The sequence below is a fragment of the Marinobacter sp. LA51 genome (genome assembly GCF_030297175.1).
Taxonomy (GTDB): domain Bacteria; phylum Pseudomonadota; class Gammaproteobacteria; order Pseudomonadales; family Oleiphilaceae; genus Marinobacter; species Marinobacter apostichopi.
Genome location: NZ_AP028070.1, coordinates 2,379,021 through 2,393,674, shown reverse-complemented (window position 1 = coordinate 2,393,674; position 14,654 = coordinate 2,379,021). Strand labels below are relative to the sequence as shown.

16 protein-coding genes and 2 tRNA genes are annotated in these 14,654 nt (G+C 57.4%); 11 read left to right on the top strand and 7 right to left on the bottom strand.

All coding sequences use genetic code 11. From position 1 onward, the window contains the following. Window positions 1-167: 167 nt before the first annotated feature. Window positions 168-1,547, top strand: a complete 1,380-nt coding sequence (locus QUE89_RS10990) for an L-serine ammonia-lyase (protein ID WP_286220127.1) — start codon at window positions 168-170, stop codon at window positions 1,545-1,547. A gap of 53 nt (window positions 1,548-1,600) precedes the next feature. Beyond that, window positions 1,601-2,029, top strand: a complete 429-nt coding sequence (locus QUE89_RS10985) for a DUF4399 domain-containing protein (protein WP_286220126.1) — start codon at window positions 1,601-1,603, stop codon at window positions 2,027-2,029. A gap of 124 nt (window positions 2,030-2,153) precedes the next feature. Here QUE89_RS10985 and QUE89_RS10980 read toward each other — a convergent pair whose 3' ends face one another. Continuing rightward, window positions 2,154-3,173 carry a GlxA family transcriptional regulator gene (locus QUE89_RS10980; RefSeq protein ID WP_286220125.1) on the bottom strand — a complete coding sequence of 340 codons (1,020 nt, stop codon included), beginning with the start codon at window positions 3,171-3,173 and terminating at the stop codon, window positions 2,154-2,156. 158 nt (window positions 3,174-3,331) lie between these two features. Here QUE89_RS10980 and QUE89_RS10975 point away from each other — a divergent pair, with 158 nt between their 5' ends. Beyond that, window positions 3,332-3,913: an OsmC family protein gene (locus tag QUE89_RS10975; RefSeq protein WP_286220124.1), complete on the top strand. Its 582-nt coding sequence runs from the start codon at window positions 3,332-3,334 to the stop codon at window positions 3,911-3,913. A gap of 152 nt (window positions 3,914-4,065) precedes the next feature. Further along, window positions 4,066-4,443: a nuclear transport factor 2-like protein gene (locus tag QUE89_RS10970; RefSeq protein WP_286220123.1), complete on the top strand. Its 378-nt coding sequence runs from the start codon at window positions 4,066-4,068 to the stop codon at window positions 4,441-4,443. Window positions 4,444-4,468: 25 nt separating this feature from the next. Here the strand turns inward: QUE89_RS10970 and QUE89_RS10965 are convergent, their stop codons facing one another. Continuing rightward, the gene (locus QUE89_RS10965) at window positions 4,469-5,128 is read right to left on the bottom strand and encodes a hypothetical protein (protein WP_286220122.1); all 660 of its coding nucleotides are present in this window, start codon (window positions 5,126-5,128) and stop codon (window positions 4,469-4,471) included. Between the two features lie 131 nt (window positions 5,129-5,259). On the opposite strand from QUE89_RS10965, the gene QUE89_RS10960 reads away from it, so the two are divergent. Then, entirely contained in the window at window positions 5,260-5,658 is a 399-nt protein-coding gene (locus QUE89_RS10960; RefSeq protein WP_286220121.1) for a GFA family protein, read from the top strand. Window positions 5,659-5,662: 4 nt separating this feature from the next. Further along, complete coding sequence (locus tag QUE89_RS10955; protein ID WP_286220120.1) at window positions 5,663-5,953, top strand: hypothetical protein; 291 nt, start codon at window positions 5,663-5,665, stop codon at window positions 5,951-5,953. Window positions 5,954-5,966: 13 nt separating this feature from the next. Here the strand turns inward: QUE89_RS10955 and QUE89_RS10950 are convergent, their stop codons facing one another. After that, window positions 5,967-6,398: a BLUF domain-containing protein gene (locus tag QUE89_RS10950; RefSeq protein WP_286220119.1), complete on the bottom strand. Its 432-nt coding sequence runs from the start codon at window positions 6,396-6,398 to the stop codon at window positions 5,967-5,969. Between the two features lie 297 nt (window positions 6,399-6,695). Here QUE89_RS10950 and QUE89_RS10945 point away from each other — a divergent pair, with 297 nt between their 5' ends. Continuing rightward, window positions 6,696-7,610: an AEC family transporter gene (locus tag QUE89_RS10945; RefSeq protein ID WP_286220118.1), complete on the top strand. Its 915-nt coding sequence runs from the start codon at window positions 6,696-6,698 to the stop codon at window positions 7,608-7,610. On the opposite strand, the gene QUE89_RS10940 is transcribed toward QUE89_RS10945, so the two are convergent. Continuing rightward, the gene (locus QUE89_RS10940) at window positions 7,587-8,537 is read right to left on the bottom strand and encodes a zinc ABC transporter substrate-binding protein (RefSeq protein WP_353506787.1); all 951 of its coding nucleotides are present in this window, start codon (window positions 8,535-8,537) and stop codon (window positions 7,587-7,589) included. The two genes, QUE89_RS10945 and QUE89_RS10940, sit on opposite strands and share 24 nt — an antisense overlap. Before the next feature lie 189 nt (window positions 8,538-8,726). Here QUE89_RS10940 and gltX point away from each other — a divergent pair, with 189 nt between their 5' ends. The 3 genes from gltX (at window position 8,727) to QUE89_RS10925 (ending at window position 10,483) form a co-directional block, all read left to right on the top strand. Continuing rightward, the gene (gene gltX / locus QUE89_RS10935; RefSeq protein ID WP_286220117.1) at window positions 8,727-10,208 is read left to right on the top strand and encodes a glutamate--tRNA ligase; all 1,482 of its coding nucleotides are present in this window, start codon (window positions 8,727-8,729) and stop codon (window positions 10,206-10,208) included. A gap of 116 nt (window positions 10,209-10,324) precedes the next feature. Continuing rightward, a tRNA-Ala gene (locus QUE89_RS10930) sits at window positions 10,325-10,400 on the top strand. A gap of 7 nt (window positions 10,401-10,407) precedes the next feature. Next, window positions 10,408-10,483: transfer RNA gene (locus QUE89_RS10925), tRNA-Glu, on the top strand. A gap of 147 nt (window positions 10,484-10,630) precedes the next feature. Here the strand turns inward: QUE89_RS10925 and QUE89_RS10920 are convergent. Beyond that, on the bottom strand, window positions 10,631-11,482 hold the full coding sequence (locus QUE89_RS10920) for a 6-carboxytetrahydropterin synthase (protein ID WP_286220116.1): 852 nt from the start codon (window positions 11,480-11,482) through the stop codon (window positions 10,631-10,633). 86 nt (window positions 11,483-11,568) lie between these two features. Between QUE89_RS10920 and QUE89_RS10915 the strand changes: the two genes are divergently transcribed. Continuing rightward, window positions 11,569-12,237: a nucleotidyltransferase family protein gene (locus QUE89_RS10915; RefSeq protein WP_286220114.1), complete on the top strand. Its 669-nt coding sequence runs from the start codon at window positions 11,569-11,571 to the stop codon at window positions 12,235-12,237. On the opposite strand, the gene QUE89_RS10910 is transcribed toward QUE89_RS10915, so the two are convergent. Together QUE89_RS10910 and QUE89_RS10905 are read right to left on the bottom strand one after the other, a co-directional pair. Further along, on the bottom strand, window positions 12,197-13,300 hold the full coding sequence (locus QUE89_RS10910; protein WP_286220113.1) for a response regulator: 1,104 nt from the start codon (window positions 13,298-13,300) through the stop codon (window positions 12,197-12,199). The genes QUE89_RS10915 and QUE89_RS10910 overlap by 41 nt on opposite strands. Window positions 13,301-13,347: 47 nt before the next feature. After that, a complete protein-coding gene (locus QUE89_RS10905; RefSeq protein ID WP_286220112.1) occupies window positions 13,348-14,649 on the bottom strand; it encodes an MORN repeat-containing protein in 1,302 nt (433 codons plus the stop codon). Between the last annotated feature and the right edge of the window lie 5 nt (window positions 14,650-14,654).

Here is a 14,654-nt window from a genome sequence, read left to right as displayed (position 1 = left end):
GTCTTGCGGCCTTTTTCAACCGTGGCCTTCGGTTTAATACCGTAGGAACCTGAAAGTGGATGGGTTCGGGGAAGCAGTCAGGCAGGTAAGCCGTTAAGCAGTATTCAAGGCGTTGGTTTTCGTAGTCGTGCTAGACTTTTCTTACACTCAACGACTGCAAGGCTGCCATGTTCATCAGTGTGCTAGATCTCTTCAAAATAGGGGTCGGGCCGTCGAGTTCCCATACCGTTGGGCCGATGGTTGCCGCCCATGATTTCGTTGGCCGGATTAGAGAGCAGGGGTTCGAGGCGGCAAGCTTGGAAGGCGCCACCATCCGCTGCACGCTCAAAGGCTCTTTGGCCTATACCGGCAAAGGCCACTCCACTGATCGGGCGGTTGCCCTGGGGTTGCACGGCTACCTGCCGGTAAGTCTGGTCGATGCCGACGTACAGGCGCTGGTAACTCAGCTCTGGCAAAGCGATTGTGTCGAGCTGGGCCAGAATCGCACCGTTCAATTCAGCCCGTCCCGCGATATTGTTTTTGATACCGGAAAGCCACTGCCACAGCACACCAACGGCATGGTGTTCGAGCTGATGAGCGGTGAGGGCAAGGTGCTGTTCACCGAAACCTATTTCTCCATCGGTGGTGGCTTCATCAATACCCTGGCTGAAATCGATCAGTTGCAGGCTCCGCTGAAATTCGCAGAAGTCGACTCCTCTACCTATCCCTTTGACTCGGCCAACGCCTTGCTGGCGCTCGCGGATGAGCACCAGCTTTCCATCGCACGTATGAAGTGGGTGAACGAGCTTGAGCATGGGGATGAGAGCACGCTGGTTGAGGGCCTGGATAACATCTGGCGTGCCATGCGGACCTGCATCGAAAGTGGCCTGGCGGCAGATGGCATATTGCCGGGTGGGTTGGAGATTCCCCGGCGGGCCAAGGGCCTGTACCAGGGCATCAAGAACAAGCCGGAGGCGGCGAATATCAACGACTGGCTGTGCGCCTACGCCATGGCCGTTAATGAGGAAAATGCCGCTGGCAATATGGTGGTGACGGCGCCCACCAACGGCGCGGCCGGCGTGATTCCGGCGGTGCTGTATTACTTTGTCACCCACGAGCAGGGCACGCGGGAGCAAGTGCACGATTTCCTGCTAACGGCCAGTGCCGTTGGTGGCCTGATCAAACAGCGCAGTTCCATTTCCGGTGCCGAGGTGGGTTGCCAGGGCGAGGTTGGCTCAGCCGCCGCCATGGCCGCCGCCGGTTTGTGCGAAGTGCGTGGCGGCACCGCCCGGCAAGTTGAGAATGCCGCCGAAATCGCGCTGGAGCATCACCTGGGTATGACCTGCGATCCGGTGAAGGGGCTGGTACAGGTGCCCTGTATCGAGCGTAACGGCTTTGGAGCGATCAAGGCGTATTCGGCTGCCTCACTGGCACTGCGGGGTGACGGCAAGCACTTTATGCCGCTGGATAACTGCATCGAGGCGATGCGCCAAACCGGGCTGGAAATGTCCCACAAGTACAAGGAAACCTCCCTGGGCGGGCTCGCGGTCAGCATCACAGAATGTTGAGGTTGCGAACCTCTACTAAACTGACATCAGGTCAATAAAAGGGAGGAAGTAACATGAACAGGATTGCAGCTGCTTTATTCTCGGCGGTATTGCTCGCACCGCTAGGCGCGCTGGCCGATGGCCATATGTCGAAGGCCCCCGCCAATGCCGAAGTGTATTTTGTGCAGCCTAGCGACGGCGATACCGTGCAAAGCCCCGTGAAGGTGGTGTTTGGTCTGCGCAATATGGGCGTGGCACCGGCCGGTATGGATAAGGAAGGCACCGGGCATCACCATTTGTTGATTGATACCGAGGTGCCGTCGGATTTGAGCAAGCCGTTGCCGGCTACCGATCAGGTTAAGCATTTCGGTGGTGGCCAGACGGAAACCGAGATCATGCTGCCGCCGGGAGAGCACACCCTGCAACTGTTGCTGGGCAACTATGCCCACGTGCCCCACAGCGATCCGGTGATGTCGGAAAAGATCACCATTACAGTTGAATAAATAGGCTCAGGGCACGGTTTGCAAAAGGGGCAGACAACGGTATGGCTGGCTTTTCTCTGAACCGGGGCTTGATCGGGCCAGGTATCCGATCATCCAGAGGCTGTGCGTATAGAAACAAGTAACCCTAAATGTTGGTCGGCTGGAACATGCGACGATATTGGCTGGGTGAAAGTCCAGTTGAGCGCTTGAACAACCTACGAAAGAACGAAGTATCGTCATAGCTGACCGCCACACTGATTTCCTCGACGGGCATCTGCCCGGTCTCAAGCAGTCTTTTGGCTTCCTCAATTCGCAAGTTCTGCAGGTATTCTATCAGCGTGACGCCAGTTGCCGCCTTAAATCGTCGCTTCAGGGTGCGCTCTGGAACGCCTGATAACTCCACTACTCGTTTGAGTGCATCGGGCTCCCGTAATTGTTCCTCCAGCCTTTTCTCGCAAGCCCGTACTGCTGCATCTGTATGGGGGTTTCTGCGCACCAGCATCGCGTAGGGCAACTGACCTTCACTGTGCCATTTAAGAAGATATACCTTGGCAATCCGCAAGGCCTCTCCAGGGCTGGCGTAACGAGAGATGATGTGGATCGCGAGATCATGCCAGGACGTGGTTCCACCTGCGGTCACGATTCGACCCTCTGCATCTGCAAAGATGAGGTTTGGTTCAGGGTGGAAGCGAACGTTCGGATATTGTTCCCGGAACAAATCTTGATAGCCCCAGTGGGAAGTGGCTTCGCAACCGTCCAGCAATCCGGTTTCGGCCAACATTACGGCGCCGGAACAGGCGGAGTAAAGCGAGGAGCCTTCTCGGTACTTGCGGCGTATCCATTCCGTGAGTTCGGGGTAGAGGCCATGGATGTCCTCATCCGGAGCCAGCCAGATCTCGGGCAATATTATGATGGGGGCTATTGGATCATCTGCCACCGAGCAATCGGGAATAACCGGAATTCCGTTGCCGCAGATAAACGCATCCCTTTCCGGCGCAACGATTCGGACCCGAAACAACGTTTGCACCGATAACTCACGAACCAGCGTTTGCCACACGTTGCCGGCCGCCAGGAGCACGTCCAGCATACCGTAGAGCGAGGAACCTGCGGTTTCCGCCACAGCGACGATCAAGACGTCCGTAGCGCCTTTCACTGAGTTGGTCATGACGATCACCCAAACTAGTGGCACAAATGCCCTGTTACTGGCAAACCTCCATCTTATTAGGTGGGCCCTATGGGCCTATCGTATACCTTAAGTTGCTTCACGGCTGCCATACAGTCCAGGCAACTAATTTCACAAAGCACACTGATGGGAGAACGATCATGACTAATCAAATGGCCGGCAAAGAGATGGGCGCAAGCGATGGGATGATTAATGGCATTCATATGGAAACACTGCTTGGAACGGTGAATGCCATCAGAGAGGAGCCTGACCTTGGGCAATGTAAGTTCCGCGCGCGCAATACTTGGGTGGGGGGAAGTCAAAATTGCACGACAGTGACCGGATTCTACGGTGCCGGGCAGGAAATCGCCCATAAACAGCCGTTCGAACTTCGTGCCGACGAACCACCAATTCTGGCGGGCAGTGATGAATACGCCAATCCGGTAGAGCATCTGCTGAACGCCCTTGCGGGGTGCGTAACCACGAGCATGGTGGCTCACGCTGCAGTTCGGGGGATTAATATTGAGGAACTGGAATCATCGCTTGAAGGCGACATTGACCTGCGTGGATTTCTGGGCCTCTCTGACGATGTACCGAAGGGTTTTACCCACATCCGCGTGGGCTTCAGGGTTAAGTCCGATGTCGACGATGTGGAAAAGCTGAAACAGTTGTGTAACTACTCACCAGTCCTCAACACACTCGCCCAGGGTGCAAGGGTTGATGTTCAGGTGAGCGCTAAGTAGGGGAGTGCAGCTAACCCGTCAGGACAGACTCCGGTGGGGGTGAGGGTTAGCTGCTCTTTTATGGTATACAGGTGTAATGGGAGTAGAGCTGATTTTGCAATTGAGAGGGCCAGGGCGGCCAGGCCCTCTCCAGGTAAAAATGGAGCCGATATATGCAGCCTAGGGATGTTGTGGCGCAGTTCATCGACGATACCCGTGCCCAGAGATTCGACGAGGCCAAGGCGTTGCTCGTGTCGGATGGGTTTGAGTATGTGGGGCCGAACATGCGTTTCCTCAGCCCCGATGACATGCTGTATTACCAGTTCGGTATGGCGGCTATCCAGAAGGATCTGATCGTGCGTCAGCTCAGCGCCGAGGGCGAGCATGTGTTTGCGGTTCTCGATTTCAGGACCAACTTTGAGCCGATCGGAGATGTGCGGCTGGCGGTGTGGTTTGTGGTTCAGGATGACAAGATCCAGAAGGTAGAAACTTTCTACAACGCTGCCGTGGTGGAGAACATGCTGGGTGGCAACCTGCCTTCGGTGGAATAAGGGGCCGGGCCTCAGCCACGCACAGTCACACTTTGCTCAGGAACTGGAAGCCTAGCCGGCGAGCCCTCGGGCTGCGGAAGCAGTAATAGCGTGATCCGATTTTCCAGTGGCCGGCATAGCCAATTACTTTATTCCCCATCTTCATGGCCGAGCGGATTGACGGGTAGTTGTGGCTCTCAATAAACGCGATGTTGTGGGTGCGCCCCTTGTAGATCGATTCGGTGGCTACTGAAATCGAGTTCACGATATTCTGTCCACGATATTCGGGCCGAGTGAACGCCTTGTACACGTAGCGCCCGGCGGAACCCGCGTCCACCCATAGGGAATCCTTTACGGATACGGGTGAAAACGCCCGCCAGACATAGCCCAGCAGCACGCCACCCTCTAATGCGCCTGAGCAGGTATCACCAACCACCAGCCGTTCCCGGATAAAGTCGGCATCCAGTTCCAGGGTTGGGTCGGCGCTGTGCTTGAGGAGTTCATGCTCATCCAGCAATCGATATTCCCGGGCGGGGTAGTTTTTTTCAATGGCGGGCAGCGTGTTGCCAGCGGCGGGCCGGGAGACAACCACGCACAGCGAAAAGCCAAGGTAGTCCCGCAACTTGTCCATCGCAAAGGCGTAAGCACTGCGTAGCGGACCCCAGCGCGCAAGATAGCCGCGCTGAAAGGGTGTTATGAGCGGCATGTGTCACCCTGCAATTCCATCTGCAATAATTAAAAACTAGTTCAAGCTCGACTAACGGGCAATGAGTTGTTCTGAGCCCGGTCGGGCAGGAAGGATCCATGGAACAGCAATCAGACAAAAGGGGGCGACACATGAAAGGGAAATGTCTGTGCGGAGCGGTCGAGGTGGTTGCAGCCGAGCACCAGGATGTTGGCTTGTGCCATTGTTCCATGTGCCGGCGATGGTCCGGTGGGCCGATGTTTGCGGTTCATTGCGGTTCTGAGGTTAGCTTTAATGGACAGGAGCCGTCTCGGTATCGGTCATCGGACTGGGCCGAACGCGGTTTTTGCTCACTGTGTGGCACACATTTGTTTTACCGATTACTGCCGACCGACGAATACGTTCTTCCCGCGGGTCTGTTTCAGGATCGGGAGTTCGCGCTTTCCAGTGAGGTATTCATTGATGAAAAACCCGGGTATTACGAACTGAAAAACGATACCCGTAAAATGACCGGCGAACAGGTTTTTGAACTTTACGCACCAAAGAGTTAACGCTATGTCTGTTGTTACCCCTCTGAGACTGATTGCCGCAGCCGCAGTTGTTGCGCTTGCCGGTTGCTCAGCGCCCACGGTTTACCACGGTGGGGATCCTCTATCGCCCCCAGCAAGCTCGCGGGAGCACTACATTGAGAACCGGTGCGAGCACGAGACAGCACGAAGCACCAAGGGCATCAATCATTGTCAGAATGCGGCCAGCAGAGATCAGTACCGGCGGGAATACAGTGAGTACCAGCGGGAATACGAAAAGTCGCAGGAACAGACGTCCCAGAAACGGTCTCAACAATAGTAGCTGCGCGGTATCAGGCTGCCCGCTGGAGATAGTGCCGGAGCATGTCGAAGTATTTGACGGCATCGTCAGGCGAGAAAAGCTGGGGCTTGAATCCCCCGTAGAGATTGTCGATGTACCGGCCCGGCACATCGGGCAGTTTGGCCAGGGCCATCGACCACTCGCTAAAGCGACGTTCCTCGATTCGCTGGTAAAGGATCAGCCGAACATCGTAATGGCGGGGGTCTGCCGCAATGCTGAGGTAGAGGGTGTTTACGGCTTCGTCTTCGCCTTCCAGGATCTGCATGAAATAAAACGCATCATAGGCCAGTAAGCCGGTGATGCCGCATCTCCCGTTTCGCCTTATCGCCTCGTCCAGAATGGCATCCACATCGCTGTCCTGCAGATGCGGTGAAGCGCTGCTGTAATAGATAAGTCTGCAAAGCTTAAACTCTGATTTGCTCATAACGCACAACTCAAGAGTCGACTAACAATCCGCAGTGTTTCTGTTACTTCCATTACCAAGAATACCGCAAATACCATTTCATGTATTGTGTTTGTGGGTTTTCTGTGGTCTTCGTTGCCTGGCTGAGTTGGAGCAGGAGGAGCGTCTGTTCCTTGTTGTTACTGCTGTTCGGGTGTGGTCCTGCGTGAGGGGCTCAAGGCAGGACGAACCTGACGCCATCTGCTATCCTCCCTAGCTTCCTATTTAGTTTAGTCGGGCGCTGCCTTGCTATTCGTGTTGCAACTGGAGTGTGGTTCTATGCCGGTGATGGTTCAGGCGCTGGTTCCGGTGTTTGTGTTGATCATGCTTGGGCATGTGTTCCGGCGCTGGAATTTTCCCGGTGGCGATTTCTGGCCTCAGGCTGAGCGCTTCACTTATTACGTGCTGTTTCCCGCCATGCTGGTGTTCAAACTGGGGCAGGCCCGGCTTCCGGCATCGGCCTACGGCGACATAGCACTGCTGATCGTTGCCATGCTGGTGGCCATGACGCTGGTGCTGGTTGTGGCGCAGCTGATCTGGCGCTGGTCTGGGCCGGTGTTTTCGTCGGTGTTCCAGGGGGCAATACGGTTCAATTCCTACGTCGGGTTGGCGGCCGGGGGTATGCTGCTGGGCGATGAGGGTCTGTCACTTACGGCCATAGCCGTGGCGATTATGGTGCCGCTGCTAAATTTGCTCTGCATTCTGATGTTTTCGCTGGTAGCCAGTCATGAGCCGGTGCGTCTGAAGCCGGTGATGAAGGCCATTGTCACCAACCCGCTGATTGTCGGTTCGGTGATCGGGGTGGTCTGGAGTTTCTTCGAAATCGGCTTCCACCCGCTGTTTGCCGCTATCCTCAAACCGTTGAGTGAGCTGGCGCTGCCCATGGGCCTGATGTGCGTGGGCGCCGGCTTGCAGCTGAAGGCACTGCGGGGCGCTTCCATGCCGTTCCTGGTGTCGACGGTGCTGAAGCTATTGGCGTTTCCGCTGATGGCGGCGGGTCTGGCCCTGTTGCTGGGTATGGATGGCGTGCTGGTGCAGGTGGTGGTTCTGCTGGCGGCGTTGCCTACCGCCACCTCTGCTTACATTTTGGCGCGTCAGCTCGGTGGCGACGCGCCGTTGATGGCGGGCATTATCAGTGGCCAGACGTTGCTGGCCATTGCCTCTATTCCGTTAATGCTCAGCCTGCTCTGGTAGGCATTTCAGTACCGCATCGGCAATGCTGTGCTGGAACTGGAAATAGCCGTCGGGGCCTACTTCCACATTGGTGCCGAGTGGATCCCACTCGCTGAAGGTGACATTCAGATTCTCCGTAATCACTTCCCAGATCCCCGGATTGAACTGCGGCTCGGTTAGCAGGCAAGGGTGATGGCCCTGTCCCAGCTGATCCTGAATTTTCGCTATGTGGCGGGCACCGGGTGTCAGTTCAGGGTTGAGCGTCAGAACACCCTCCAGATTCAGGCCATAATGTTCGGCGAAGCGGACAAAGGCATCGTGGTAGGCAAACAGGCTGATGTCGTGGGCTGGCTCCAGCTTGGCCCGAATCTCGGCCTCGGTTGCTGCCAGTCGGGTTTTGAACTGCTTCAGGTTCCGGGCCAGGGCGGCGGTGTCGGCATTTGGCTGTTGGGCCAGTGAGTTGTGCATTTTCTCGACCATGCCTTCGGCCAGTGCCGGGTCCAGCCAGATGTGCGGGTCTTCACCGTCGCCGTGATCGTGGTGACCGTGGCCTTCATGCTCCGCAGGCTCATCATGGTCGTGTTCGTCATGATCGTCCGCAGTCTCTGATTCCGCCATCACCGGCTCATCCAGCGCCAGGCTGACGGTGCGCTGCCGGAAATCGGCGCCGGTCAGCAGTCGGCTCAAGAAAGTTTCCAAGTCGCGGCCCACCCAGAAAATGACATCGGCATCGTCCAGGGCGCGGCGCTGGGATGGCTTCATGTTGTAGTTGTGCGGACTGGAGCCCGGCGGGACCAGGGTGGTGATGGTGGTGTCAGCGGTCGCGATGCCGTGGGCCAGCAGTGTCAGGGGCTTGAGCGAGGTGACAACGTTGGTTTCCGCCAGGGCGGGAGTGGCAATAAGGCAGAGGGCGGCGGCCAGAGAGCGTGCCGGTTTGAGCATGGGCATGGAAGGTGGGTTCCTGATTGGCTAGTTATGAAACGTTATAATATAACGAAAGGGTCTGGTCAGCGCAAAAATTCCTGGTGTTTTATACCTATCGCGCCCGCGGATAAGCTTCCACGCCCATGCGAAACCGTTAGAGGGCCGGTATAATGCCGGGTTTATTCAACGGCCACCGATTTTTCAGGAAGGTTTATGACAGTACGTACCCGAATTGCTCCATCGCCAACCGGAGACCCGCACGTTGGTACCGCCTACGTGGCCCTGTTCAACCTGTGCTTTGCCCGCCAGCACGGCGGCCAGTTCATTTTGCGTATCGAAGACACCGATCAGGCCCGCAGCACTGCGGAATCTGAGCGCGACATCCTGCAGGCATTACGCTGGCTTGGCCTGAACTGGGACGAGGGCCCCGATGTGGGTGGTCCCCATGGCCCTTACCGTCAATCGGAGCGCAAGGATTCGTACAAGCAGTACGCCGAGGATCTGGTCACGGCAGGCCACGCTTTTTATTGCTTCCGTACTCCTGAAGAGTTGGAAGCCATTCGTGAAGAGCGCAAGGCCAGGGGGGAGAACCCGGGGATCAAGGGTAACCTCGAGCTGTCCGATGAAGAAGTGAAGCGCCGTTTGGATGCAGGTGAGTCTTACGTGATTCGCATGAAGGTGCCCGATGAAGGCGTCTGCGAGATCCAGGACATGCTTCGTGGCACCATCGAGATCGATTGGGCCCAGGTGGATTGCCAGATCCTGCTGAAATCTGACGGTATGCCCACCTACCACCTGGCCAACGTGGTGGACGACTACAAGATGGGCATCACCCACGTGTTGCGCGGTGAGGAGTGGATTAATTCCGCACCCAAGCACAAGCTGCTGTACCAATACTTCGGCTGGGACATGCCGGAGCTTTGCCACCTGCCGCTACTGCGCAATCCGGACAAGAGCAAGTTGTCGAAGCGCAAGAACCCCACCAGCATCAACTTCTATGAGCGCATGGGATTCCTCCCTGAAGCGGTGACCAACTACCTGGGCCGAATGGGCTGGTCGATGCCCGACGAGCGGGAAAAGTTCACCCTGGACGAGATGATCGAGAACTTCGACATCCAGCGCGTATCCCTGGGTGGCCCAGTATTCGATGTGGAAAAGCTGCGCTGGCTCAATGGCCAGTGGCTGCGTGACGAGCTGACCGATGAGCAGTTCATGGCGCGTATGCGCCAGTGGTGGTTCAACGAGGATGCGCTGACTGACCTGGTGCCGCACATCAAGGGTAGGACAGAGGTGTTCTCTGATGTGGCGCCCATGGCCCAGTTCATGTTCTCAGGCATGCTGAACCTGAAGCCGGAAGACTTCGCCCACAACAAGCTGGACGAGGCGCAGATCAAACGGGTGCTGCAGTTCACCCTGTGGAAGCTTGAGGCTCAGCGCCATTGGAGCAAGGAAAATATCTTTGCCGACGTGAAAGCGATGGCCAAGGCTATGGACCTGAAGATGGGCGATTTCATGTTCTCGATCTTCGTGGCGGTAGCCGGTACACCCAATTCCTGGTCGGTGATGGACTCCATGGCATTGCTTGGCCCGGACATGACCCGGTCGCGTTTGCGCCACGCCCTGGAAGTACTGGGTGGTTTCTCCAAGAAAGAAACCAAGAGAGTGGAGAAAGAGTACGCCGCGTTGGGTGCTTAATAACCGCTTTGGTGAATAAATAAACGACGCGAGCAGGGAAGTTCAGAAAACTGAAAAAAAGTGGGTTTTTGCGGTTGACGGCCCAGGGGCGGATCCTTAATATACGCATCCGTTGAGGGGCCATAGCTCAGCTGGGAGAGCGCAACACTGGCAGTGTTGAGGTCGGCGGTTCGATCCCGCCTGGCTCCACCAATTTCTAGTCCCCTTCGTCTAGTGGCCTAGGACTCCGCCCTTTCACGGCGGCAACAGGGGTTCGAACCCCCTAGGGGACGCCAATACGGCTTGACGGTTTAGTCCACCGGAAAGCCACAAAAAAACCGCCTTCGGGCGGTTTTTTTGTGTCCGTAAGAAAGTGGTGTTCAAGAGAGCGCCGACTTGGCCCTCGATGTGTGAGGGCCCAGCAAGCGGCAGGCGCTTCCGCTTTAGCGTGAGGCGATGGCGCCCTTGCCAACCCCTTCAAACGCCTTCACCCGGATCGTGTCCGTGGGGTGGTCCACTTTGAGCTTGTCGGCGATGTGAGCGGCAATCAGCTCCACCGTGGTATCGGTATCCAGCATGTAGACGCGCTCTTCCGGAATGACCAGTGCGAACTCGCCCTGGTTGGCCTCGTACTCGAAGGTGACGTAGCGAACGCCGTCCTCGCCAACGTGACGACGCACCACGTCTTCCTCAGAGCCGACATAGATGTCGCGCCAGCGTGACGCCCATTTGCGCTCCAGCTCGTAATCCCGGTAGCCATTGCGATCAATGCGGATGGGTGAGCGGTGGCCGTGGGCAATGCGCTGGCAGTTACCCAGATGCTTCTTCAGGCCGTGGACGTAATGGTAGTAGGCGCCCTCGATCACCTCTTCACGCAGATTGATCTCAATGGAGGTGACATTAGCCGGCAGCACGGCTTGCAGTTCGTGTTCCAGCAGGCGGGCTACCGCAGACGGCACTACGCGCTCCGAGGACAGCCAGACCACGGCTTCGTCTGGAGAGCGGTGAATGATTTCACTGCCGTCGGTGAGGGCCCATTGAAAAGTGTCTGGCTCGTTCTCGTCCCAGCTCAGGCCTTTGTAGCCGCGTGGAATCACCAGTCGGTGGTCTACCCGCTCGTCGATAACGCGCTTGATGGTTCGCTTCACGTTGCTGAAATCGAACACCATGCCCTGGTCGTCGAGCTCGCCCCCCAAGACGACATCCGCAATCCAGCTCTCACCAACCAGGCCCCTTGTGGGATCCAGGTAGGCGAAATCGATGACGGTCAGGTTGTCTACAAAGAGGTGGTTCATTAAGCATCCGGGTGGGTATGGTTGATTGATGGCCGAATTCTAGCAAAAATCATCGACATCGGCAGTCTGGCGTTGGGCCAGGCTTCATGCGTGCTGCTACTGGAGTCTTTATCTTAAACCTCTCCGCTTCTCCGAACGATCAGGAATTTCCGGCACTTATTCTGGCTGCCGGCGCATCGTCTCGCCTTGGCCGTCCCAAAGCGCTGCTGTCCATGCCCGGCAGTGGCAAGACGCTGCTGGATCAGGCTATTCACAATGGGCGGATTCTAAGCCGGGATGTACGGGTGATGTGCGGCGCCTGGTACCCGCTGATTCGCTTCCGTGCCAGTGCGCAGCCTTCGGCGTGGTTGCAGGTGCCGGATTGGCAGGAAGGACTGTCGGCGTCACTGGCCACCGGGCTGGCCAGTATGGGGCCGAAGGTGAAAGGGGTGTTTGTGCTGGTGGCCGATCAGCCGCTGCTGGACGAGGCGTCCTTGCAGGCCTTTGGCAAGGCAGCGCGCTTTGTCCCGCATCAGCCAGTGGCTGCTGATTATGACGGCTGGCCCGGAGTGCCGGCTTATTTGCCCAGGTGGCTGTGGCCCGAGGTGATGGCGCTGGAAGGGGATAAAGGCGCTGGCCAGTTATTGGCCAGCGTACGGGCAACCAGGGTGGATATTCCGGGAGTCGACGACGACGTGGACACCCCGGAGGATTGGCAGAGGGTTCGGCAGCGGCTCAGCCAAACAAACCGGACAACCAGGCAATCCCAACGCTGAAAATGCTCAGGCTGACCGCCAGACCAATGGTGTAGACCCGGGACGACGCTGAGCGCTGCTGGGCCACGAACAGGTCGATGGTGCGCTGGGCGATGTCCTCGGCGGTTTCCCGGGAAATTTCGTGGGCCTGCTGAATGGCCTCGGATTGCAGGGTTTGCCAGAACTCGGTGTCGATGGTCTGCACGCTGGTGATGTGGTCTTTCAGTTCCGCCATGTGCTCAGACGTGAATCCGGAATTGCGCTGCAGCGATTTCTTCAGGTCCGCCAGTTCCCGGGCCAGGTTGAGGTTCACTTCCGCCGCCACTTCGTCGCGAAGGTGCTTGGTGCGCTCCTCGATCAGGCTGGTCATCTTGTCCAGCCGTTCTTCCAGGGTCTTTTCCTGCTTGCTGCGGGATTCGTCCAACGCACGTTTCAGATGGTCAAACTGTTCATCAAATAGCGAGCTGAGCAGTTCGTGCAGGCGATTGTTGATGTGAGTTTTTACTGCCGAGCGGGAAATCTGCTCAATGAGGTCGCTGGTCAGCGGGACCACGCTTGAGGCGCCATTGACCGGGGCTGGTGAGTCATCCTCGGCTTTCATCGACATCTCCACCGAGGCGTCGCCCGGAATGTTCAGGAGTTCGTCCTCTTCGATGTCGAAGAAGTCGGTACTGCCGGGCTCTGGAGCCTCGGGCAGAGTGCCTTCGGTGACGTCGCGATCCAGCTGATCCAGCACCAGGTACAGGCCGTCGGTGTGCGGTGGTTTGGTCAGGATGTTGTAAACCCCAAAGTTCTTCGCCTCTTCCATAAAGCTGGAAGACTTCTTCGAGGTGCACATGATGATCGGGATAGAGGCGGTATCAGGGTTGCCCTTGATGGCCTTGATCGCCTCGACACCGTTCATGCCCGGCATCAGGTGATCCATGAAGATGACGTCAGGCCGATTGTCGTTGTTCAAAAAGTCCAGCGCTTCTTCGGCCGAGCCTGCCATGTTCACTTCCATGTCGCGACTTTCCAGCAGCTTGCTCAAGGCAAATCGGGCTACCTTGGAGTCGTCCACCAGCAGAGCGTTTTTGATCGCCATCTCACTACCTCAATCATTTACTGCAAACGCGTGTGTTGTCGGGCTTGTTACCAGCCATCCAGTGTCGGGCATTGCGTGGCCCGGTAACTCTTGTCCCGATAACAGACACCGGGCTCTGTGGTGCGGGCGGTGAAAATCTCACCGGCAGCGGTTGTTAGTTTGACCTGTCCGTAGGGCTTGCCGTGCCGGAAGGTGGCCTCGATAGAGCTGCCGTTCGGATTCAGCAGCAGGCCCTGGCCATGAAACTTACCTTCAATATATTCGCCTTCGTATTTTTTTCCATCCGAGAACACTTCGGCACCGGAACCGTGGAACGCGCCGTTGGAGAACTCGCCTTCGTAGTGGCGGCCGTCGGGGTAGGTGAGGGAGCCGCGACCATGAAATTCGTTATCCCGGAACGCGCCGACATAGAGCATGCCGTCTGCGGTGGTCAGTGAGCCGTGGCCATTCAGGTGGCCATCTTTCCAGTGGCCGGTGAGGATGTCGCCGTTGGCCATGGTGAGGGTGCCCTTGCCGTTAAATTGGTTGGCGAGGAACTCTCCGGCATAACGGGCGCCTTCGGCGCTGCGCCAGGTGCCCTGGCCATGGTGCTGGCCATTCTTCCAGTCGCCATCGTAGCGGCTTCCGTCCGGGTTCCAGGCGGTGCCCTGGCCATCAAATTTACCGTTCACGAAGTGGCCTTCGTAGCGCAGGCCGTCTTTATCCTGGTAGGTGCCATCGCCGGTTTTAACACCGCCAATCCAGGTTCCGTTCTTGAAATTGACGGTGGTGTAGGCAATCAGTTCGCCCACCAGGGTCAGTTCACTGCCGGCTTCGAGTGCCACTTTCTGGCTCCAGGCTTGGTAGCCGGGCTTGGTGATGGTGACGTCATAAGTGCCAGGCTTCAGATCGAGGTCCAGCCGGGTGGCGCCGTATTCCTTGCCGTTAATGACGACCTGGTCTCCCACCACGTTCGAGCGCAACACCAGTGAGCCGGTGGCCGGGGCTGGCGCTGGTTGATTCGGGTTGAAGTCAGGTCGGGTGGTCAGCGCTGCCGCAGGTTCAGCCACTGCGAGCAAAGTTGGGTCTTCCGGCATGGGCGGCACCTGGAAGGATTCTGCTTCGGTGGGCGCAGGGTTGGCCTTCGGCTCTGGTGTTACTGGCTTGGCAGCTTGGGCGGTCTTGGCCGGTGTTTTCGATTCGGTCCTGATTTTGGCTGGCGGTGCGTTGGCAGCGAGGGTTTGGGATACGGTCGGCGGTGCCAGTGCGGTGCCGCTATCAATTTCATCATGCACGGACGCAAAGCCGGCAGTAACCAGGAGCATCAGGGCCAGGGCGTTGATGAACAGGAGCGGTCTGAAATCGACCATGGGGA

Bases quoted from the DNA above. Each gene is read 5' to 3' on its own strand.
- QUE89_RS10960 (WP_286220121.1), top strand. From the start codon at position 5,260: ATGAAAGGGAAATGTCTGTGCGGAGCGGTCGAGGTGGTTGCAGCCGAG.
- QUE89_RS10970 (WP_286220123.1), top strand. From the start codon at position 4,066: ATGCAGCCTAGGGATGTTGTGGCGCAGTTCATCGACGATACCCGTGCC.
- QUE89_RS10915 (WP_286220114.1), top strand. From the start codon at position 11,569: ATGCGTGCTGCTACTGGAGTCTTTATCTTAAACCTCTCCGCTTCTCCG.
- QUE89_RS10950 (WP_286220119.1), bottom strand. From the start codon at position 6,398: ATGAGCAAATCAGAGTTTAAGCTTTGCAGACTTATCTATTACAGCAGC.
- QUE89_RS10990 (WP_286220127.1), top strand. From the start codon at position 168: ATGTTCATCAGTGTGCTAGATCTCTTCAAAATAGGGGTCGGGCCGTCG.
- QUE89_RS10945 (WP_286220118.1), top strand. From the start codon at position 6,696: ATGCCGGTGATGGTTCAGGCGCTGGTTCCGGTGTTTGTGTTGATCATG.
- QUE89_RS10940 (WP_353506787.1), bottom strand. From the start codon at position 8,537: ATGCCCATGCTCAAACCGGCACGCTCTCTGGCCGCCGCCCTCTGCCTT.
- QUE89_RS10965 (WP_286220122.1), bottom strand. From the start codon at position 5,128: ATGCCGCTCATAACACCCTTTCAGCGCGGCTATCTTGCGCGCTGGGGT.
- QUE89_RS10985 (WP_286220126.1), top strand. From the start codon at position 1,601: ATGAACAGGATTGCAGCTGCTTTATTCTCGGCGGTATTGCTCGCACCG.
- QUE89_RS10905 (WP_286220112.1), bottom strand. From the start codon at position 14,649: ATGGTCGATTTCAGACCGCTCCTGTTCATCAACGCCCTGGCCCTGATG.
- QUE89_RS10955 (WP_286220120.1), top strand. From the start codon at position 5,663: ATGTCTGTTGTTACCCCTCTGAGACTGATTGCCGCAGCCGCAGTTGTT.
- gltX (WP_286220117.1), top strand. From the start codon at position 8,727: ATGACAGTACGTACCCGAATTGCTCCATCGCCAACCGGAGACCCGCAC.
- QUE89_RS10910 (WP_286220113.1), bottom strand. From the start codon at position 13,300: ATGGCGATCAAAAACGCTCTGCTGGTGGACGACTCCAAGGTAGCCCGA.
- QUE89_RS10975 (WP_286220124.1), top strand. From the start codon at position 3,332: ATGACTAATCAAATGGCCGGCAAAGAGATGGGCGCAAGCGATGGGATG.
- QUE89_RS10980 (WP_286220125.1), bottom strand. From the start codon at position 3,173: ATGACCAACTCAGTGAAAGGCGCTACGGACGTCTTGATCGTCGCTGTG.
- QUE89_RS10920 (WP_286220116.1), bottom strand. From the start codon at position 11,482: ATGAACCACCTCTTTGTAGACAACCTGACCGTCATCGATTTCGCCTAC.